The sequence below is a fragment of the Melioribacteraceae bacterium genome (assembly GCA_019638015.1).
Lineage (GTDB): Bacteria > Bacteroidota > Ignavibacteria > Ignavibacteriales > Melioribacteraceae > JAHBUP01.
Map to the genome: position 1 here is coordinate 1,448,201 of JAHBUP010000001.1, position 19,631 is coordinate 1,467,831.

Annotated in this window: 23 protein-coding genes; 20 read left to right on the top strand and 3 right to left on the bottom strand. The window is 34.9% G+C overall.

The genetic code is table 11. From position 1 onward, the window contains the following. The first annotated feature begins 47 nt into the window (after positions 1-47). From lysX to KF816_06045, 13 genes are all read left to right on the top strand, one after another. Positions 48-920, top strand: a complete 873-nt coding sequence (lysX, locus tag KF816_05985; protein MBX3007562.1) for a lysine biosynthesis protein LysX — start codon at positions 48-50, stop codon at positions 918-920. After that, positions 920-1,966, top strand: coding sequence for an N-acetyl-gamma-glutamyl-phosphate reductase (gene argC / locus KF816_05990; GenBank protein ID MBX3007563.1), 1,047 nt, complete (start codon positions 920-922; stop codon positions 1,964-1,966). The genes lysX and argC overlap by 1 nt, the downstream gene beginning before the upstream one ends. 73 nt (positions 1,967-2,039) lie before the next feature. Beyond that, complete coding sequence (locus tag KF816_05995) at positions 2,040-2,684, top strand: class II glutamine amidotransferase (protein ID MBX3007564.1); 645 nt, start codon at positions 2,040-2,042, stop codon at positions 2,682-2,684. After that, a complete protein-coding gene (locus KF816_06000; protein MBX3007565.1) occupies positions 2,675-3,466 on the top strand; it encodes a [LysW]-aminoadipate kinase in 792 nt (263 codons plus the stop codon). The genes KF816_05995 and KF816_06000 overlap by 10 nt, the downstream gene beginning before the upstream one ends. Before the next feature lie 11 nt (positions 3,467-3,477). After that, on the top strand, positions 3,478-4,632 hold the full coding sequence (locus KF816_06005) for an acetylornithine/succinylornithine family transaminase (protein MBX3007566.1): 1,155 nt from the start codon (positions 3,478-3,480) through the stop codon (positions 4,630-4,632). A 114-nt stretch (positions 4,633-4,746) separates the two neighbouring features. Then, positions 4,747-5,115, top strand: a complete 369-nt coding sequence (locus KF816_06010) for an NADH-quinone oxidoreductase subunit A (protein MBX3007567.1) — start codon at positions 4,747-4,749, stop codon at positions 5,113-5,115. Beyond that, the gene (nuoB, locus tag KF816_06015; protein MBX3007568.1) at positions 5,106-5,624 is read left to right on the top strand and encodes an NADH-quinone oxidoreductase subunit NuoB; all 519 of its coding nucleotides are present in this window, start codon (positions 5,106-5,108) and stop codon (positions 5,622-5,624) included. The genes KF816_06010 and nuoB overlap by 10 nt, the downstream gene beginning before the upstream one ends. A gap of 1 nt (position 5,625) precedes the next feature. Continuing rightward, entirely contained in the window at positions 5,626-6,120 is a 495-nt protein-coding gene (locus tag KF816_06020; protein MBX3007569.1) for an NADH-quinone oxidoreductase subunit C, read from the top strand. 1 nt (position 6,121) lies between these two features. Beyond that, on the top strand, positions 6,122-7,378 hold the full coding sequence (locus KF816_06025; GenBank protein ID MBX3007570.1) for an NADH-quinone oxidoreductase subunit D: 1,257 nt from the start codon (positions 6,122-6,124) through the stop codon (positions 7,376-7,378). Positions 7,379-7,414: 36 nt separating this feature from the next. Continuing rightward, the gene (locus KF816_06030; GenBank protein ID MBX3007571.1) at positions 7,415-7,888 is read left to right on the top strand and encodes an NAD(P)H-dependent oxidoreductase subunit E; all 474 of its coding nucleotides are present in this window, start codon (positions 7,415-7,417) and stop codon (positions 7,886-7,888) included. Positions 7,889-7,906: 18 nt separating this feature from the next. Further along, positions 7,907-9,229: an NADH-quinone oxidoreductase subunit NuoF gene (nuoF, locus tag KF816_06035; protein ID MBX3007572.1), complete on the top strand. Its 1,323-nt coding sequence runs from the start codon at positions 7,907-7,909 to the stop codon at positions 9,227-9,229. Between the two features lie 181 nt (positions 9,230-9,410). Continuing rightward, on the top strand, positions 9,411-10,538 hold the full coding sequence (locus KF816_06040) for an HDOD domain-containing protein (GenBank protein ID MBX3007573.1): 1,128 nt from the start codon (positions 9,411-9,413) through the stop codon (positions 10,536-10,538). Positions 10,539-10,678: 140 nt separating this feature from the next. Beyond that, positions 10,679-12,802 (top strand): TonB-dependent receptor, encoded by a 2,124-nt coding sequence (locus tag KF816_06045; protein ID MBX3007574.1) that lies wholly within the window; start codon positions 10,679-10,681, stop codon positions 12,800-12,802. A 43-nt stretch (positions 12,803-12,845) separates the two neighbouring features. Here the strand turns inward: KF816_06045 and KF816_06050 are convergent, their stop codons facing one another. Further along, positions 12,846-14,639, bottom strand: coding sequence for a M28 family peptidase (locus KF816_06050; GenBank protein ID MBX3007575.1), 1,794 nt, complete (start codon positions 14,637-14,639; stop codon positions 12,846-12,848). Between the two features lie 160 nt (positions 14,640-14,799). Beyond that, positions 14,800-15,279 (bottom strand): transcriptional repressor, encoded by a 480-nt coding sequence (locus KF816_06055; protein MBX3007576.1) that lies wholly within the window; start codon positions 15,277-15,279, stop codon positions 14,800-14,802. A 168-nt stretch (positions 15,280-15,447) separates the two neighbouring features. On the opposite strand from KF816_06055, the gene KF816_06060 reads away from it, so the two are divergent. The 7 genes from KF816_06060 to KF816_06090 all read left to right on the top strand — a co-directional run bounded on the left by KF816_06060 (position 15,448) and on the right by KF816_06090 (position 19,107). Beyond that, complete coding sequence (locus tag KF816_06060; protein ID MBX3007577.1) at positions 15,448-15,651, top strand: dodecin domain-containing protein; 204 nt, start codon at positions 15,448-15,450, stop codon at positions 15,649-15,651. Positions 15,652-15,668: 17 nt separating this feature from the next. Continuing rightward, the gene (locus KF816_06065) at positions 15,669-16,151 is read left to right on the top strand and encodes a redoxin domain-containing protein (GenBank protein MBX3007578.1); all 483 of its coding nucleotides are present in this window, start codon (positions 15,669-15,671) and stop codon (positions 16,149-16,151) included. A 95-nt stretch (positions 16,152-16,246) separates the two neighbouring features. After that, positions 16,247-16,711 (top strand): thioredoxin-dependent thiol peroxidase, encoded by a 465-nt coding sequence (gene bcp / locus KF816_06070; GenBank protein ID MBX3007579.1) that lies wholly within the window; start codon positions 16,247-16,249, stop codon positions 16,709-16,711. Beyond that, a complete protein-coding gene (locus tag KF816_06075; GenBank protein MBX3007580.1) occupies positions 16,708-17,115 on the top strand; it encodes a 6-carboxytetrahydropterin synthase in 408 nt (135 codons plus the stop codon). The genes bcp and KF816_06075 overlap by 4 nt, the downstream gene beginning before the upstream one ends. A 5-nt stretch (positions 17,116-17,120) precedes the next feature. Beyond that, positions 17,121-17,687 carry a GTP cyclohydrolase I FolE gene (folE, locus tag KF816_06080; GenBank protein MBX3007581.1) on the top strand — a complete coding sequence of 189 codons (567 nt, stop codon included), beginning with the start codon at positions 17,121-17,123 and terminating at the stop codon, positions 17,685-17,687. Beyond that, positions 17,684-18,397: an SDR family NAD(P)-dependent oxidoreductase gene (locus KF816_06085; protein MBX3007582.1), complete on the top strand. Its 714-nt coding sequence runs from the start codon at positions 17,684-17,686 to the stop codon at positions 18,395-18,397. Before folE ends, KF816_06085 begins: the two co-directional genes overlap by 4 nt. After that, positions 18,394-19,107, top strand: coding sequence for an SDR family NAD(P)-dependent oxidoreductase (locus KF816_06090; protein ID MBX3007583.1), 714 nt, complete (start codon positions 18,394-18,396; stop codon positions 19,105-19,107). The genes KF816_06085 and KF816_06090 overlap by 4 nt, the downstream gene beginning before the upstream one ends. 16 nt (positions 19,108-19,123) lie before the next feature. On the opposite strand, the gene KF816_06095 is transcribed toward KF816_06090, so the two are convergent. Further along, positions 19,124-19,603, bottom strand: a complete 480-nt coding sequence (locus KF816_06095; GenBank protein ID MBX3007584.1) for a periplasmic heavy metal sensor — start codon at positions 19,601-19,603, stop codon at positions 19,124-19,126. Positions 19,604-19,631 lie beyond the last annotated feature (28 nt).

Sequence of the window (19,631 nt, forward strand, 5' to 3'; positions counted from 1 at the left end):
TATTATTCAGCTCCTCTTTAATTTAAATTGATTTGGGAGTATTAAACATGAAAATAGGATTGCTTCATTCTTTAATTAGAAAAGATGAAAAATTTTTGATCGATGAATTTAAAAAAATTAAAGGTGTTGAACTTGTTATGATTGATGACCGGGAAATTACCTTTAATATGGGTAAGGATAAATTTGATATTGATGTACTTGTTGAAAGATGTATTAATCACTCAAGAGCACTTCACGGATTGAGATTATTTGAGAGTGCAGGGGTTAAATGCGTAAATAATTATTCAGTCTCAACAATTTGCGGCGATAAGTTACTAACATCATGCGCACTTGCCGAACATAATGTTGCTCAGCCAGAAGTTCGTGTTGCATTCACTGAAGAATCAGCACTCAAGGCAATTGAAGAAATGGGATACCCTGTAGTTCTGAAACCCGCGGTCGGATCCTGGGGAAGATTACTTTCTAAAATAAATGATAGAGACGCCGCCGAAGCAATTCTTGAACATAAAACTGTTCTTGGCTCTTATCATCATTCTATTTTTTACATCCAGAAGTATGTCGAAAAATCAAGAATTGAAAATGGTGAAGTTAAAAAGGGTAGAGATATTAGAAGTTTTGTAGTGGGAGATAAATGTATTGCCGCAATTTATAGAACTTCTCCACACTGGATTACAAATACCGCTAGAGGCGGTGAAGCTACAAATTGTGTTGTTACTGATGAATTGAATGATATTTCGGTCAGAGCCGCTAAAGCAGTTGGTGGGGGCATTGTGGCTATAGATGTTTTTGAATCCGCACAAGGATTAATGGTAAATGAAGTGAATTACACTATGGAGTATAAAAACAGTATTTCAACTACGGGAGTTAATATCCCTGGAAAAATGGTAGAGTACATATTACAAGTGGCCGAGGGGAGATAATGGGAAAAATTAAAGTATCAATTGTTGGAGCATCCGGATATACAGGTGGTGAACTATTAAGATTGCTTTTGTTTCATCCTCATGTAGAAGTTAAACAAATTACTTCAGAAAGTTATACCGGAAAATTTGTTCATAAAATTCATCCGAACCTTCGTAAATCAACACAGTTGAAATTTGTCTCTGTAAATGAACTGGAAAGTTGCGACCTTATTTTCCTTTGTTTGCCGCACAATAGTTCACAGAACAAAATAGATCACTTTAAAAAACTTGCTCCTAAAATAATTGATTTGAGTGCCGATTTTCGTTTGAAAGATACAGCTGAATATGAAAAGTGGTATGGACATAAACACGCACGTCCTGATTTACTAAATGAATTTGTATATGGAATACCTGAGCTTCATCGTGAAGAAATGAAAAGTGCGAGTTATATATCAAGTGCGGGATGCAACGCAACCGCAAGTATACTTGGTTTGTATCCACTTTATAAAGCTGGAATTGTTGAGGAAGATAGAACTGTAATAGAAGTTAAAGCCGGCTCAAGTGAAGGGGGTAATAAGGTTAATGATGGATCTCACCATCCGGAGCGAAGCGGCGTTGTGAGATCTTATATGCCAACTCAACATCGGCACACCGCGGAGATGCTGCAAGAGCTTTCATTTGACAAAAAAATTAGTGTTCATTTTTCTGCAACTGCTATAGATATGGTACGAGGCTTACTCGCTACTTGTCATGTCTTTTTAAAGAATGATCTACCCGAAAAAGATATTTGGAAAATTTACCGTGAAGCTTATTCGAATGAACCTTTTATTAGAATTGTAAAAGAGAGCGATGGTATATACCGTTATCCCGAACCAAAATTATTGAGCGGTACAAATTATTGTGATATTGGATTTAAAAAGGATGAGTTTTCTAATCGTCTTGTCGTTGTTAGCGCAATTGATAATTTGATGAAGGGCGCTGCAGGACAAGCATTACAAGCATTTAACATAATGTATGGATTTGATGAAAGAACGGGATTAGAATTTCCCGGATTGCATCCAATCTAAATTACATATATAAGAGCTCAATAATGAGTGCGATTAAAAAAGAATTTATTACGAAAATGAATGAGTTATTGTAATGTGCCGATTACTATATGTTAATTCTGCTAAAGAGTTTGATTCTAAGGTTCATCTTAAAAAATTTGCTGATATATCAAAGAAGAGCAAAGAGTTTCAAGGGCACGGCTGGGGTTGTACATATCTTAAAGATGGTAAATGGGAATATTATAAAAATGTAAATCCAATTTGGGATGATGATTTTAAAAAATTTCCGTCAACAACCCGTTTAATAGCTCATGCCAGAAGCGCATTTAAAGATGAAGGAATTGTGGTAGAAAATAATATGCCGTTTTATGATGAAAATTTTGTTTTTATTTTTAATGGTGAACTGAGGGGAGTAAAAATAAAAGAAGAGGGAAGAATTGGCGCTGAGAAGATTTTTAATTATATAAAAAGATTTTATAAAGGAAGTACAAAAGATGCCTTAGGGAAAGGTGCCGCAATAATTAATAAAAAAACCAGCTATATAAGAGCTATGAATATAATTTTGAGTGACAAGAGCGCTTCATATATTTATTCTCTTTTTAATGAAGATGAAAATTACTTTACAATGCACATCAAAAATGAAGAGGAACTAGTTGTGGTTTGTTCGGAACCATTTATTGGTGAAATTGGCTGGCAGCAAATAAAGAATAATTCTTTAACGGAGTTGATATGCTTATAATTAAAATTGGCGGCGGTAAAGAACTAAATATCAAAGGTATAATTTCTGATCTAGCTTCTCTGAATGAAAAATTTATTATTGTGCATGGCGCAAATGCTCTGCGCGATGAATTGGCTGTTAAGTTAAATGTGCAAAAAAAAGTTGTAACATCTTTGTCGGGATACGATTCGGTTCTCAGCAATGAGGAAACAATTGATTTAATGATGATGGCTTATGCCGGATTAAAGAATAAGAGAATAGTAGAATTGTGTCAGCAGAATGGAATTAATGCGGTTGGTTTGTCGGGACTCGATGGGAAACTCTTGCAAGGAAAACGTAACACAGGAATCAAAGTTCGTGAAAATGGAAAAACCTTATTGTTGAGAGATTTTTCAGGTAAACCAAAAACCATAAATAAAGATCTATTAAATTTATTATTGGAGAATGGGTACACTCCCGTTTTATGTGTCCCCTTGATTGATGAAAATAATTTCGCGATAAATTCTGAAAACGATGACATAGTTGCATTACTGCAGACTGAGTTAAAAACTCAAAAGGTTATTTCATTGATTGAAGCTCCCGGTTTTTTACTGGATAAAAATGATCCTTCTTCTTTAATCAAACAAATATCTAAAACTGAATTAGAAACGATGGAAGGAAAAGTTGAAGGAAGAATGAAAAGAAAAATACTCGCCATTAGAAAATTATTTGATGGCGGGGAGACAACAGTTATTATTTCGGATGGAAGAACCGAGCATCCAATTATAGATGCGTTAAATGGTGAAGGTACAACAATTTCATAATGGAGGTTGGAATGATTGATTACAAAGCAATTCAGCAGCAGTACGAGATTGATGTTTATCCGATGCGTGATGTTGTATTAGTAAAGGGTAAAGGGGCACGCCTCTGGGATGATAAAGGAACAGAGTATATTGATATGGCTTCAGGCATTAGTGTTGCTAATGTTGGTCATTGTAACGATAAAGTTGTTGATGCAATCTCCAGTCAAGCCGCTACTTTAATTACCTGTCCAAACACTTTTTATAACGATTCCAAGGCAAAATTTTTAGAGAAATTATTTAGTGTTGCTCCTAAAAACCTAACAAAAGCTTTTCTAACAAATAGCGGCAGTGAAGCAATGGAAGCCGCAATAAAATTTGCCCGCGCTAATACGAAGAAAACAAAGTTCATATCTGCAATGAAGGGTTTTCATGGTAGAACCTATGGTTCTTTGAGTGCAACTTATAAAAAAGAATACCGGGACGCATTTGAACCTTTAGTCCCCGGATTTTCATTTGTTCCGTTCAACAATTATGAAAAATTAGTAGATGCCGTTGATTCTGATACCGCCGGAATTATACTTGAATTTGTTCAGGGGGAAGGGGGAATTAATATTGGTCAAAAGGAATACTTTAAACAAGTTAGGCAATTGTGCGATGAGAAAGATATCCTTTTAATTATTGATGAGATACAAACCGGATTTTGCCGTACAGGTAAAATGTTTGCGATTGAACATTTCGACATTGAAGCTGATATGATGACAGTTGCCAAATCAATTGCCGGTGGTTTTCCTATGGGCGCGTTATTATGTTCGGATAAAATTAAGATTGAAAAAGGAAAGCATGGATCAACATTTGGCGGTAATCCGCTTGCATGTGCCGCGGGAAAAGCCTCCATCGAATTTATGATTGAAAATAAATTGTGGGAAGTAGCCGAACAAAAAGGTAAATTTTTCCGTGAAAAATTAGAATCACAACCTCTTTCTAAAGTTAGAGAAGTAAGACAGATTGGATTGATGATTGGTATTGAACTTAAAGATAAATCGCAGCCAATTATTTTAGAATTACTCGAAAGAAAAATTATTTCTCTACCTGCCGGAACAACGGTTTTGCGGCTTCTACCCCCATTAGTAATAAGTTATGATGATTTGGATACAGTTATTAAAAATCTAATCGAAATCCTAGCATAAAATTAATGCGGAGTAAGAAATTGCTCCGCATTCATCACTAAATACCCAAAATCTTTTTTTGACATTAGACCGTTTTTAGATATTTTTAGCCATCAAAAAAACTAACAGTTAAAAATGATTATTGATTATATCCCGATATTTTTGGTAATAATTGTTGCCACAATTTTTGGTGTGGCGGTAGTATTATCATCACGAATTTTTGGCCCTTTGCGAGCTCACAAAATAAAGGTGATGCCCTACGAAAGTGGAAAAGATCCGGTTGGCGCAACAACCGAAAGGATTTCTATAAAATATTACCTTGTCGCAATGCTCTTCATAATTTTTGATATTGAAGTTATCTACGTGTACCCATGGGCAGTGCAATTCAAATCCCTTTTTGGCGATTATGGCGCATTTGCATTTTGGCCAATGTTTGTATTTTTAATTGTTCTTGAATTGGGCTTCCTATATATACTAATGAAAGGCGGATTAAAATGGGATTAGAAGCAAAACTTACTCAGGATGGTTTTATAACTTCAACATTAGATGCGGTTATAGCCTGGGCACGTAAAAGTTCAGTTTGGCCAATGCCAATGGGAATTTCCTGTTGTGCAATTGAAATGATTGCGGCTGCCGATCCAAAATATGATATTGCCCGTTTTGGCTCCGAGGTAATGCGTTTTACACCGCGACAGTGTGATCTTATGATTGTTGCCGGAACTGTTACATATAAAATGGCTCAGGTCGTGAGAAGAATTTATGATCAGATGCCTGAACCTAAATGGGTGATTGCCATGGGCGCTTGTACAAGTTCGGGCGGAATGTATCGTTCATACAGCGTTGTTCAGGGGATCGATCAATTTTTACCTGTTGATGTTTATACCGCCGGCTGTCCCCCTCGCCCCGAAAATTTATTGAATGCATTAATGGCAATTCAGGACAAGATTTCAAAATCGAAAGCAAGAGATTTTCAAGATAAATTATACACAAATTTAGAACTCTCGAATAATTAATATGGATATTAAAAATCTTATAGTAGATAAAGTAAGAAATCAATTTGGGGATTCATTAATAGAAGTTGTTGAATTTGCCGGTGATCTCAGTCTAACTATCGATTCAAAAAAAAATAGGGAACTTTCTGAATTTTTGAAGAGTGATCCCGAGCTTCAATTTTTAATGTGTAAAGATGTTACAGGTATTGATTGGGGAACAAGAAAAAATAGATTTACAGTAGTTTATCATGTTTATTCTTTCCAATTAAATTTTACCTTACGAATTAAATGCAATCTTGAGGGGGAAGAAACTAAAATAGATACTGTAGCAGATATATGGCTTTCGGCCAATTGGTATGAAAGAGAAACTTATGATATGTATGGAATTATCTTTAAAGGTCATCCCGATTTGAGAAGAATGTATATGCCGGAAGGATTCGAATATCATCCGCTGCGTAAAGATTTTCCGGTGCTAGGAATACCAAACTCATTACCACTCCCAAACAAAATCGATTAATATGGAAAAACAAACCGATATCTATAAAATTAATGATGAGAAAATTTATAAGCGTCTCCTTGAAGATAAAGATATCATTCTTGATGATGCCTTAGAAAATGAAATGGTCATCAATATGGGTCCTCAACATCCGGCTACGCATGGTGTACTTCGACTTGTATTAAGATTGGATGGAGAAACAGTACTTGGCATTGTACCCGAATTAGGTTATCTGCATCGCGGTTATGAAAAAATGGCAGAGGATATGAGTTATATTGAGTTCATTCCTCACACCGACCGTCTTGATTACACTGCAACAATGTGCAATAATGTTGCTTATGTTCTCGCGGTTGAAAAATTGACCGGAATAATTGCCCCAAAACGGGCACAATATATTCGAATGATTATTTCAGAACTTTCCCGTATCGCAGCTCATATGGTTGCTATTGGTACATTTGCCATGGATGTTGGCGCGGTTACAATGGTGATGTGGACATTTAGAGAACGTGAGAAAATTCAAGAAATTTTTGATTTGGTTGCCGGCGCGAGATTTACAACAAGTTATACCCGTATTGGCGGCGTTGCATCTGATATGGATAATGTTGCGTTGAAAATGACAAAAGATTTTCTGGAAGAATTAAAACCTGCTCTCGATGAGATGGATAAACTTCTTCTTAAGAATAGAATTTTTATTGAGAGATTGGAAGGGATTGGTGTTCTTTCTAAAGAAGACGCAATTGCTCTTGGAATTACAGGTCCAAATCTTAGAGCTAGCGGTGTTGAATATGATGTGAGAAGAGCGAAGCCATATTTATATTATGATGAAATGGATTTTAATATCCCAACTTATCCCGAGGGTGATAGTTTAGCAAGATATTTTTTACGTGGCGATGAGGTTAGAGAAAGCGTCAAAATTCTTTCGCAGCTTCTTGATAAAATTCCCCAAGGTGAAATAATCGCAAATGACCCTAAAAGAGTTCTTCCTCACAAAACTGAAATATATTCCAAAATGGAAGAGTTAATTCATGATTTTATGATTATTAATTTTGGGATAAACCCGCCGGTTGGCGATTCATTTTTCTCCGTCGAAAATCCAAAAGGAGAATTAGGATTTTATATTGTGAGCAATGGATCCGGGCATCCTTGGAAAATGAAAATTCGTTCCCCCTCGTTCTGTAATTTACAAGCAATAGGACAACTCTGCAAAGGAGCAATGATCTCCGATGTAATCGCTATTATCGGGTCCCTCGATCCGGTTATGGGTGAAGCAGATAAATAAAATTGATGATTGTTGATTAAATAATTTTGGTTAAAAATGACATTCAAATTCAGCGAAGAAAACTTAAAAAAAATTGAAGAAGTTAGGAAAAAATATCCTACCAACTTAGCTGCTGTAATGCCCGTTATTTATATTGCTCAAGAGCAGAACGGTTACATTAGCAACGAAGTTATGGAAGAGATTGCTTCTATTCTCGACATAGATAAAGTAAATGTATTGAGTGTGGTAACTTTTTATACAATGTATCATACAAAGCAAATGGGGAAGTACCATATTCAAGTTTGTACTAATGTTTCCTGTATGCTACGTGGTGCTTATGAAATTTGGGATCAGGTAAAGGAAAAACTATCGCTCGATAATATGGGTGTTTCGAGAGATGGTAAATTTTCACTTGAAGAGGTTGAATGTATGGGAGCCTGCGGCTACGCACCTATGATAGCCGTGAATGAAGACTTTCATGAAAATTTAACTAAAGAAAAAGTTGAACAAATTTTGGAATCCTTAAAGTAATATTTGGAAAATCCTATAATGGAAAAAATCGTACTCCCTCAAATAGAAAATTATAATAATATTGAAGTGTATCTCGCCAATGGTGGATTTGAATCTGCAAAAAAAGCTCTTTCACAAACCCCCGATGAAATAATTGACCAGGTAAAAAAATCGGGTTTACGCGGCAGAGGAGGAGCGGCTTTTTCTACTGGACTTAAATGGAGTTTTATGCCTAAAACTTCAGACAAGCCAAAATACTTATGCATTAATGGTGATGAGAGCGAACCCGGTTCCTTTAAGGATAGACAAGTTTTTGAGGATAATCCTTTCCAGTTAATAGAAGGTGCAATTATAAGTTGTTACGCAATTGGCGCTAAAGTCGCGTATTTGTACATTCGTGGCGAATACCACAAATGGATTAAATTAATGCAGGATGCAATTGATACTGCATACGATAAAGGTTTTCTTGGCGAAAAAATGAAGGAGACATTCGGGAATTCATTTTCATGTGAACTTTATCTTCATAAGGGCGCTGGAGCTTATATTTGCGGTGAGGAATCCTCTTTGATGAACTCTATTGAGGGTTATAGAGGATATCCGAGAGTGAAGCCTCCATTCCCCGCACAAAAAGGATTATGGGGATGCCCAACTACAATTAATAATGTTGAAACGATTGCTAATGTTCCCCCTATTATTTCTAAAGGATGGGAATGGTTTTCTAAAATTGGTGCAGAAAAACATCCAGGTACAATTTTATTTGGTATTAGTGGACATGTTAATAAGCCGGGTGTTTATGAACTGCCGAGTGGGACATTACTCACTGAATTAATTTATGATATTGCAGGCGGTGTACCTGGAAATAAAAAAATTAAATGCGTTATCCCCGGTGGGTCATCCATGCCACCATTGCGTGGTGATCAGCTTGAAGGAATTAGAATGGATGCCGAATCACTCAAACTTGCCGGGTCGGCAATCGGTACCGGTGGTGTTATGGTGATGGATGAAGATACTAATCTTCTAAAAGTACTATTAAGAATTGCCCATTTCTATCATCATGAAAGCTGTGGGCAATGCACACCTTGCAGAGAGGGGACCGGCTGGCTGGAAAAAACTTTACACAGACTAGATGAAGGAAATGGTTCTTCAGCTGATTTAGATTTACTTATAAGTGTAGCAAACAATATAGAAGGGAATACAATTTGTGCTCTCGGTGATGCCGCCGCGTGGCCAGTTAAATTCATGATTCAACGATTCCGAGAAGAATTTGAGAAATATGTGAATCCTTCAATTACTATATCGGTGCCGAACAAGGTGCACTCAATGAGAAATACAGCAGTACCTCTCGCAAAAATTATAAAATAAAGCCTGCCTATTAATTTCACATCAATAGCATGCGCAAATTATTGTTGTGTGATTTAATACACTTTAAATTTTTCTTCTTTAATCGATAATGCATTATTGAGGAATAAATGTGAGTTCAATCAAGACAGACAATATTAATACACCGTATATTGTTTTCGTCAATTCAGAACAACTTATAAAAATGAACAAAATTATTATTTTCAACCCTAGTAAGAGTGTTGATTTCAAACTTAACGCTAAAATTCAGAGAAGCGATTGCCTCTGCCAACAGGTGAATAGTGTTGAAGAATTTGAGAGGATAATTTTTACTGAACTACATTCCATAATAATAGTTGTTCATGATGATTCAATCCTATTATCAGATTCAATTGATAAAGCAATTGAGCCGAATAAAAACAATTATGTAATTGTACTGACAAATAAGAATAAATTTAACCAAACTTATTTAAAGCATGCCCATAGAATATTACCTCTGGATATTGATGATCTGAAACTAAACCGATGCATTGATGATCTGCTGCGATTAAAACAAAATGCGTACCCGGGAGAAATAATACTGAAAATTAGAAACATGGGGAGCATTCCAATCCTTCCCGAAATTTATATTCGTCTGGAAAGAGAACTTAACAAGCCGGTTGTTTCAAATATTCGTATCGCTGAAATATTATCAAGCGATGCAGTAATAGTTGCTAAAATTCTGCATATAGCACACTCTGCCTTTTTTAATATGCCCGAAGGTATGCTTGATTTAACCTACGCCATTAATCTGCTAGGAATAAATATTGTTAAAACTATTGTTCTGCATTCAAAAATATTTATGCTAAAAGATTTTTCTGAACCAGCGAGAGAAGTTCTCAAAAAAATTGGAAAGCACTCAATTGAAGTTGCTAAGCTTTCTAAAAAAATTCTTGAAAATGAAGAAGCATCTAAGCAGGAAATAGAGACAGCATACATCGCCGGTTTGCTGCATGATATTGGGAAGGTACTTTTTGTTCAATTTGCCGACGATAAGAAGAGTATTGATTATTTCCCTCATGCTAATCAAGTTAATACTACAATTAAAGAATATGAACTATTCGAAATGAATCATGTTGATGCGGGTTTATATATTCTTACACTTTGGGGTTTTAATAATGATATTCTTGAGGCAGTAAAGTTTCATCATCAACTTGATATGGTAATAGATAAAAAAATATCAGTAAAGGCATCTATTTATTTGGCTAATTTACTCGCTTATAAGGATAGGAATTCAGTAAATGAACTACCCGTTCAAATTAAAGAAAAGGTCATCCCATTATTAATTGCTTAAAATAATTTTGCAGCAGTTCCATCCAACCTCTCCCAATTTTAAATCTACGTGAAATAACCTATCCATTTTAGCAACACTTTATTATTTTCACCACCATATTAATTTCAGATAATTAACTAACAGTTCAACCCGAAAGACTTATGAAAAAAGTTCTTCTTCTAATTTTTGTTTATGCGGTGATTCTTGCTCAACCAGTCGAGAAAAGTGATTCACTAAAATACAATCTTAATCAAGTTACAATTACAGCAACAAGATATACTGAACCATTAATAGAAATTCCATTTTCCATTTCAATAATAAATGAGGGATTATCAACTATCAAAGGATACGGCTTCGATGAGATTTTGAATAGTGCCCCCGGTGTGCTGGCGCAGTCGCGCGCAGGGAATCAAGATGTTCGGGTAACGATTAGGGGATTTGGAGCCAGAGGGGCTGGTGATAGATCAAATTCGGGCACTTCCAGAGGGATTAGAGTGCTGGTAGATGGTATTCCCGAAACTGAACCTGATGGAAGAACATCGTTTGATTTAATTGACTTGGGGCTTTCATCTTCAATCGAAGTTGTTCGCTCTAATGCATCTTCTATTTGGGGAAATGCTTCGGGGGGAGTTATTAATATTTCTATGGTCCCTTCAAGTAATAAATCATTCGCCGAAATAATCCATTCGATTGGCTCATTCGGTTTTAAGCAAACCAGATTAAAATCACTGGCCAATCTTGAAAATGGCAAAGTATTTTTAAATATATCTAATTCTTCTTTTGCTGGATGGCGTAAGAATTCATCAAGCTACCGAACTCTTGTAAATATTGGAGTTCTTACCTCATTTAATTCTCGAAGCAATCTCAACATTTTTGCTTCAGCTGTTTCAAACATGTTTCATGTACCCGGACCATTAACGGAGAGCCAATATAATAATAACCCTCAATCATCTAATTTATTTTACTCCGCAAGGGATGAAAGAAGGCATAATAAAATTGGAAAGTTAGGATTTACTTTTGAATATAAATTCGATGAGCAAAACTCGATAGATTTTATGAGTTTTATTTCGCCTAAATATCTTCAAAGATCAGAGAGAGGAACTTTTCGTGATTTCACGAGATATTTTGCCGGCGGTAATTTGATTTATAAAAACCAATCCACATTTGGAGATTCATTTGGTAATTATTTTGTGGCGGGAATTGATGAAGCATATCAAGATGGAGCGATTTTATTTTATAATCTTTCTGCTTCAAATGGCAGAGGAGATAAATTGCGTACTAATAAAAGAGAGGGGGCGAATAATTTTGGTGCCTTCTTGCAGAATGAAATTATTTATGATGACAAATTAAGTTTAATCGCCGGCGGCAGGTATGACGCGGTAACTTATTATTCCGAAAATTATTTGGATCCTGGCATTGGTTTAAATGAAAAAGTTTTTGAAAAGTTTACACCAAAGGTTGGATTGACATACCGCATTACACCATCAATAAGCCTTTTCACTAATATTGGCGGTGGTGTTGAGGTACCGGCCGGTAATGAAACTGATCCACTTTCTACATTTGGAGATGATAAATTATTCTTATTAAATCCATTACTAGAACCAATAATTTCAACTACCTATGAATTTGGTACAAAACAAATATGGTATTGGGGTGATGAAAATTTTATGCGCTATTTAATGCTAGAACTTTCCGCATATCGAATTAATATAGAGAACGATATAGTTCCATATGGAGGGGGAGCGTTTTATTTAACTTCAGGAAAATCTCACAGGGATGGAGTTGAATTATTTACCGAAGCTGAATTTAAACAAAGACTAAAGTTAAAAGCATCATTTACATATTTAAATTCTAAATACGATGAATATCTAGTCGATTCACTTCACTATAAAAAATCTGGTGCTACAGCAAATTATAGCGGGAACAAAACAGCAGGAATTCCGGAGAGCTTTTACAATTTAACAATAGAATACAAACCTGAATTTTTAAAACATGTTTTGTTTTCTTACACATTTGGTGGAACAAGCAGTTATTATGTTGATGACGCAAATAAAGTTAAAGTCCCTTCAAGCTCAATTTCGAACATCAAACTGGCACTTATTAAGCCATTAGATTTAGTAGGAGGAATTTACCTAACCGGATTTATTTCTGTCAATAATTTATTCAATACTAAATATGTTTCTTCATCTTTCATCAATCCAGATATAATGGGAGGAGAGGCATACTACATTGAACCCGGATTGCCTCGTAATTATTTATTCTCGATTAGTTTGGGTGTGAATTAAAACCGGCGTGATTAATGGTAACCACGCCGATCAAAAGTATTATCTAGCGGGCTACTAATTCTAAAGAAAATGTTTCTTCTTTTCCATCCCTTAAAACAACGACATCAACTGTATCACCGGGTTTGAAATCTTGAACCGCGTACATAAAATCATAAATGTTGGATACTTTTTTTGCACCGAATTTCACAATTATATCTCCCGATTTAAGTCCCGCTTTTGCGGCAGAGCCACCTTCTGTAACGCCGCTCAATTTATAACCTTCACCATTCCAACCAAATTCGGGAACAGTACCAATAGAAACACGCGATCTTCCCATTCCTCTATTTGTCGGTTCAGCAACTTTTACATAGTCTGGTTTCTCCTTCAATTCATCAAGTGCGAGGGCTACATCAAAAACAAAATTTAATACTTTTTCCTGTCCTTCATAATTAATTTTATCAGCATCATCAGAAGGTTTGTGGTAATCTGTGTGTGTTCCGGTAAAGAAAAATAAAACTGGAATATTTTTATTTGAAAATGCTTGATGATCGCTGCCGCCAGAACCGCCATCACTAAATGCTAAATTCAGGTTATAATTATTTTTTGCATTTAAAATATCTTTCCACTTTGAAGAAGTCCCAGCACCAATTACAGTTAATCTATTTTCTTCATTAATTCTTCCAATCATATCCATATTGAGCATAGCGGCAGTATTGGAAATATCGGTTGGGAAATTATTTGTTAGATATGCCGATCCGAGCAATCCCAATTCCTCACCTGAAAATGCGGTAAAGTAATAAGTTCTTTTAATTTTATCTTTCATAAAAGATAATTTTTCGGCAACCTCAATAACTCCAGTTGTGCCTGATGCATTATCATCAGCTCCGTTGTGAATTTGTTTATCAGTTCCTTTATACATGGATGATTCGGATAATTGATCAATCCCAAGATGATCATAATGTCCGCCAACAACAACTACTTCATTTTTTAATACCGGATCATTACCTTCAAGCATTCCGCCTACATTTCTTGCAGTTTTCTCAACCTCTTTTAAGTCGGTTGTAATTTGGGCTGATAAATTCTCTAGCAAGAATGAATTGGGTTTTTTATTCAAGTCAATATTTTTTTGAATGGACTCAAAATCCAAACCGTTATCACTGAATAGTTCGATACCCAATTCTCTTTTCATCTGTACGACTGCAAAATCGTTCATTGCCCGTGCACCGTCATATTTTGGATTGGGGAGTGCGTCCTCATTTTTTGGGTAAATGCCATTAATGAAAATAATTCCTTTAGCCCCCTTTTCCTGAGCATTTTTTGCCTTATTTCGCAGCGATGCGAATCGATCGAATGCTGATCGAGAAGAATCGTGCTCTGGGTGATTCCGCATCACTAATACTATTTTATCTTTTACATCGATGCCTGAGTAGTCGTCATAATTTAAAGTAGGCGCTGAAATTCCATAACCCGCAAAAACTATTGGAGCGGAAACAGTTGTGTTACTGGAAAAGCCAATGACTGTAAAATCATTGCTGAGTGTAAACAGATTTTTCTTTTTTCTTGGTGAATAATTAAAGGAATTTTTGTTGCTGAGTTCAACTTTTTCGATAAAAGAAAATTCTTGAAACCAGCTCCCATTAAAAAGTGGCCTTAACCCTGCTGCTTCGAAACATGTTTTAATATATTCAGCCGCTAGTAACTCCTCTGCTGAACCTGTAAATCTTCCTTTCATTTCATCGGAAGCTAAAAAATAAACATGGTCTTTTATTTCTTGCGCTGTAATTTCTTTTGAAACGGTTCTATCTTGGGAATAATTGATGCCGGATATAATAATTAGAAGAAAAAGAATTTTTTTCATTGTAACCTCAGATTAATTTAATACTTATGTGAAACAAAAAATGACAGTTGTCTATAGTGATTATTGTAAATATTAGCCAAATATTTATTATTTCTCATTTTTTTAATAAAGAAAAATTTAAAAACTTACTTATTACAATAGAATATACATTTAAGTTACATTAAAATTTCACTGGATTTATTGATGAGGACTTATTAGAATTTTCTCGGCAATTTGGGTTTGAGCACTTGCCGAATATATTGAATGAGTATCCCGATACATCAAATCCAATTTCATTTGATACTTCGTTTATAATTTTTTCCAATCGTGGTTCTGTAAATTCTTTTATTGCTCCACAATTTACACAGATTAAATGATCGTGCGATTTTTTACCAATATTAGATTCAAAACGGGTTTTGTTTTCGCCGAAATTTCGTTTGGATAAAATGCCACAATTCGCCAGTAAGTCAATCGTATTGTAAATAGTAGCTCTGGAAATATTGGAGTTTGCATTTTTCATTTTAATGTATAAATCATCAGCCCCAAAATGCCCATCAAAATCGATAGCGTAATCAAGAACCTCAAATCTTTCAGGTGTTAGGCGATGTTCAGCTCTTTTTAAAAAACTTCTTAATTCTTCATATGCTGCTTCTCTAGTCATCTTTCGATCAATTATTTAGATTTAGTCTGTATAAACTTAGAAATAACCCACAAAAAAAGCAAAAAAAGGATTATCTTAATTAAATCAAACTTATATTTGGGCAGTCGGTAGCCAAAAAATTGGCTTTTAAAGATATTTTGAACTTTTAATTCATTAATGGAGGTTATAATGTCGAAGTCATTCGAAATAATAGAACGAGTAGGAGTTTCAACAGAGGGAGCAAACGAAGCAATTCGTGAAGTAATTCTGGAATCAAATACAGAAAAAAAAGTTTCTTGGTTTGAGGTTTTAGAACAGAGGGGAAGAGTTACTTCGGAGGGAAAAGTTGAATTTCAAGTTCGTGTTCGAATTGGTAGAAAATTAATCGACTAAAAAAAAGGAGTTATGTTATGGCACTAAAAATTGGTGATAAAGCACCCGATTTTTCATTAAAAGATACCTCAAATGAAACACATACTTTGAGTAATTATAACGGAAAAAAAAATGTACTTCTTTTATTTTTCCCTGCAGTTGGTACTGGAGTTTGTGAAAAGGAATTATGCTCAACCAGAGATAGCATGAAAGATTACGAATCCGTAGAGGCTCAAGTATTTGGTATTAGTGTTGATATGCCTTTCTCTCAAAAACTTTGGGTTGATAAATATAATTTCAATTTTCCACTTTTGAGTGATTTTAACAAAGAAGTAGCAAAATTATATGATGCATTCTATGAAAATTGGTTGCCAGGGAAGTGGGACTTAAAAGGTGTCGCTAAAAGATCGGCTTTCGTTATCGATAAAAATGGCATAATTCAATATGCTGAAGTATTGGAAAACGCCGGCGAAGAACCAAATTATAACGCAATTCATGAAGCTCTCAAAAAAATTGCTTAAATATGTAAGGGGAAGTTAATCTTAAACTTCCCCTTTTCATTTTAAAGGAACTATTTCTAATTTGTTAGGTGTTTCGGCAAATAAAGGAAAAACTAATGTTAGAAGTTGGTCACAAAGCCCCAAATTTTACACTCCCCGATAGCGAAGGTATAAAAGTTTCGCTGTCAGATTTTAAAGATCAAAATGTAATCCTCTACTTTTATCCCAAAGATATGACCAGCGGGTGCACACAGGAAGCATGCGATTTTAGAGATCTCTTCCCAAAATTCGAAAAAATGAATGCCGTGATAATTGGCATTAGTATCGATTCAGTTGCTATGCATAAAAAATTTGTTGAAAAGTACGATCTCCCTTTTATTCTACTCGCTGATGAAGATAAAAAAGTTGTTGAAAAATATGGTGTATGGAAAGAAAAAAGTATGTACGGAAAAAAATATATGGGAATTGAGAGAACAACTTTTATAATCGGTACGGATGGGAAAATCAAAAGAATATTCCCAAAGGTTAAAGTTGCTGGGCATGCTGATGAGGTATTGTTTTTAATGAAGGACTTAAGATGATTTACGTTTCGAGGAGAGAAGTATTCAGTTCAGCACATAGGTTGTACAATGAAACACTTAGTGCTGAGGAGAATTTTGCTTTGTTTGGTAAATGCGCGAATGCTAATGGTCATGGGCATAATTACACACTTGAAGTAATTGTGGCTGGTGAAGTTGATCCCAAAACCGGATACTTGATTGATCTCAAATTGCTTAAAAATATTATTCGTGAAAATATTATTAATAAAGTTGACCACAAAAATCTCAATATGGATGTAGATTTTTTGGCAGGAAAAATTCCTACAGCAGAAGTTATTGCTATTTCAATTTGGGACGAATTAAAAGATAAAATTCCCAGCGGCAAGTTATACTGCGTACGGTTACGCGAGACAGAGAATAATTATGTTGAATATAAAGGGGAGTAAAACAGGTGAATCTTGAGATAATCGAAAAAAATGTTAAAAATATTTTAGGTGAAATTGGTGAGGACCTTTCCCGTGAAGGTTTGTTGAAAACTCCGCATCGTGTTGCGAAAGCATACCAATTTCTGACACAAGGTTATTCGAAAAATATTGAACAAATATTAAACGGCGCTATTTTCAATGAGAAGTATGATGAAATGGTTATTGTAAAAGATATAGATTTTTATAGCATGTGCGAACATCATTTACTTCCTTTTTATGGAAAAGTTCATGTGGCGTATGTTCCAAATGGTAAAATTGTTGGTTTAAGTAAGATACCTAGAATTGTTGATGCATTTTCTCAACGATTGCAAGTTCAGGAGAGAATGACACAAGAAATTGCCGATACTATTGAAAAGTATCTTTCTCCCCGTGGAGTAGCCGTTGTTGTTGAAGGACTTCATATGTGCATGATGATGAGAGGAGTACAAAAACAAAATTCAATTACTGCAACCAGCGCAATGCATGGAATATTCAAAGAAGACGCACGAACAAGAGTTGAATTTCTTAATCTAATTAAAAACAAAAATTTATGACTGTAACAAAAAAAGATACAGTTTGGATTACTGGTGCTAGTTCAGGGATTGGTAAGAGCCTGGTTAAAAAATTCACATCAAATAATATTCATGTTACCGCAACTTCCAGAAGACTCAACGAATTAGAAAAACTGAAAAATGAAATTAATAATTTAGATCTCATTAGTATTGAAAGAGTAGACATGAGTTCGCGTACCTCAATTGAAATGATGATTTCAAATTTTAGTGACAAATTTAATTTCGTTGGTTTAATAAATAATGCTGGTATTACCTCTTTTTCCAAAGCCGCAGATGATTCTGTCGAAAAAATTGAAGAAATAATAAATACAAACCTATTGGGAGCAATTTACGCTATTAAATCTGTTCTTCAGGATATGTTGAACTCAAAAAATGGTACAATAATTAATATTTTATCTGTAGTTACAAAAAGAATTTTTACCGCTAGCAGCGCTTATTCAGCTTCAAAAAATGGTTTATTGGCCTATACAAACGTTCTTAGGGAAGAATTGAGAGAAAATAATATTCGAATTATCAATATTTCACCTGGAGCCACGGCCACTCCGATTTGGCCGGAGAAGGTTCTTTCCTCAAAAATCAGTAAAATGATGAACGCCGATGACATTGCCGATTTGATATTTACTTTATATAAAAATAAGAGCAATTTAGTAGCGGAAGATATAACAATAAGACCAATAAGTGGGGATTTATGAAAAAAGATTCATTGGCTATAGTAACCGGTGCGAGTCGTGGGATTGGCAGAGCTATTTCGCTTCGTTTAGCTCACGAAGGATACGACCTTGCATTATTCGGCAGATCAGAGGAGTTATTGAGCTCCCTAACCAATGAAATAAGCAAATATGGAAGGGAAGCTGTTTATTTTGCTGGAGATGTTTCCAATTCAATGTTTGTGAATGAGTCTGTAAATCAAGTTACTCTACAATTTGGTAAAATAGATATTTTAGTAAATAATGCTGGGGTGGCAATATTCAAAACATTTATGGAAAGTTCATTAGATGATTTTAAAGCACAAATAAATACCAATCTTTACGGGGTTTATAATTTTACAAAAGCTGTTCTTCCAAATATGATTGAAAAAAAGGGAGGCACAATTATTAATATTTCATCACTGGCTGGTAAAAATGCATTTGTTGGTGGAACAATGTATGCCGCAAGCAAACATGCCTTAATGGGATTTACAAAATCTTTAATGCTGGAAGTGAGAAATCATAATATAAGAGTTGCGGCGGTTTGTCCAGGTTCTGTTGGAACCGAAATGCTGGCCGGTACACCTTTAGAGCCGGAAAATTTATCTAAAGTTTTAACACCGGATGATGTAGCCCAAACTGTTTCAGCTATTATTCAACTTCCGCCGCATGCTCTTATTAGTGAGGTTGAAGTTCGTCCTACTAATCCAAGATAATTTTAATTAATTTTTTTTAATTTTTGCTCTCTCTTTTCATTCTTTTATTCCCTTTACAACAATCTTTTTGTGCAATTCCCTCCCTTAAGTGTTTTTTCAAATTCCCGTAATTTTTAATCCAACTTTTTTGTTGGTCTGAATCGAGCATTTTATAAACATTTAACCAATGTTTATTCCGTTCCATTTTTAGCTCAGTTTCAGTTTTTAATATATCTTCATTCAGCTTTAAGAATTTTTGCTCATCAAATTGATTGCCCAGCATCATTTCTTTAATATCTAAACGATAATTTTGAATTTTGTTACGGTAATCTAGAATTTGTTTTTGGAAGCGTATTTTTTCACTATTCATCTTTACTTCCTGTTCTGAAGTGAGATTTAGGATTTGTCTGAAATTATTCCGTTCTTGATTATCTTTACCGCGGTGTGATGGTTGTGCGCTTAATAGGTTGGGCCCCAATAGAAAAACTATTGTGAGAATGAATGTTAACTTTTTCATTATATTTTCCTTTATTTTATTTGATTTC

Excerpts from the sequence above, each read along its gene's own strand:
- KF816_06085 (MBX3007582.1), top strand. The coding sequence starts at position 17,684 with ATGACTGTAACAAAAAAAGATACAGTTTGGATTACTGGTGCTAGTTCA.
- KF816_06075 (MBX3007580.1), top strand. The coding sequence starts at position 16,708 with ATGATTTACGTTTCGAGGAGAGAAGTATTCAGTTCAGCACATAGGTTG.
- KF816_06095 (MBX3007584.1), bottom strand. The coding sequence starts at position 19,603 with ATGAAAAAGTTAACATTCATTCTCACAATAGTTTTTCTATTGGGGCCC.
- KF816_06050 (MBX3007575.1), bottom strand. The coding sequence starts at position 14,639 with ATGAAAAAAATTCTTTTTCTTCTAATTATTATATCCGGCATCAATTAT.
- nuoB (MBX3007568.1), top strand. The coding sequence starts at position 5,106 with ATGGGATTAGAAGCAAAACTTACTCAGGATGGTTTTATAACTTCAACA.
- KF816_06005 (MBX3007566.1), top strand. The coding sequence starts at position 3,478 with ATGATTGATTACAAAGCAATTCAGCAGCAGTACGAGATTGATGTTTAT.
- KF816_05995 (MBX3007564.1), top strand. The coding sequence starts at position 2,040 with ATGTGCCGATTACTATATGTTAATTCTGCTAAAGAGTTTGATTCTAAG.
- KF816_06060 (MBX3007577.1), top strand. The coding sequence starts at position 15,448 with ATGTCGAAGTCATTCGAAATAATAGAACGAGTAGGAGTTTCAACAGAG.
- argC (MBX3007563.1), top strand. The coding sequence starts at position 920 with ATGGGAAAAATTAAAGTATCAATTGTTGGAGCATCCGGATATACAGGT.
- KF816_06090 (MBX3007583.1), top strand. The coding sequence starts at position 18,394 with ATGAAAAAAGATTCATTGGCTATAGTAACCGGTGCGAGTCGTGGGATT.
- nuoF (MBX3007572.1), top strand. The coding sequence starts at position 7,907 with ATGGAAAAAATCGTACTCCCTCAAATAGAAAATTATAATAATATTGAA.
- KF816_06040 (MBX3007573.1), top strand. The coding sequence starts at position 9,411 with ATGAACAAAATTATTATTTTCAACCCTAGTAAGAGTGTTGATTTCAAA.
- KF816_06010 (MBX3007567.1), top strand. The coding sequence starts at position 4,747 with ATGATTATTGATTATATCCCGATATTTTTGGTAATAATTGTTGCCACA.
- KF816_06020 (MBX3007569.1), top strand. The coding sequence starts at position 5,626 with ATGGATATTAAAAATCTTATAGTAGATAAAGTAAGAAATCAATTTGGG.
- KF816_06025 (MBX3007570.1), top strand. The coding sequence starts at position 6,122 with ATGGAAAAACAAACCGATATCTATAAAATTAATGATGAGAAAATTTAT.
- KF816_06000 (MBX3007565.1), top strand. The coding sequence starts at position 2,675 with ATGCTTATAATTAAAATTGGCGGCGGTAAAGAACTAAATATCAAAGGT.
- lysX (MBX3007562.1), top strand. The coding sequence starts at position 48 with ATGAAAATAGGATTGCTTCATTCTTTAATTAGAAAAGATGAAAAATTT.
- bcp (MBX3007579.1), top strand. The coding sequence starts at position 16,247 with ATGTTAGAAGTTGGTCACAAAGCCCCAAATTTTACACTCCCCGATAGC.
- KF816_06045 (MBX3007574.1), top strand. The coding sequence starts at position 10,679 with ATGAAAAAAGTTCTTCTTCTAATTTTTGTTTATGCGGTGATTCTTGCT.
- KF816_06030 (MBX3007571.1), top strand. The coding sequence starts at position 7,415 with ATGACATTCAAATTCAGCGAAGAAAACTTAAAAAAAATTGAAGAAGTT.
- KF816_06055 (MBX3007576.1), bottom strand. The coding sequence starts at position 15,279 with ATGACTAGAGAAGCAGCATATGAAGAATTAAGAAGTTTTTTAAAAAGA.
- KF816_06065 (MBX3007578.1), top strand. The coding sequence starts at position 15,669 with ATGGCACTAAAAATTGGTGATAAAGCACCCGATTTTTCATTAAAAGAT.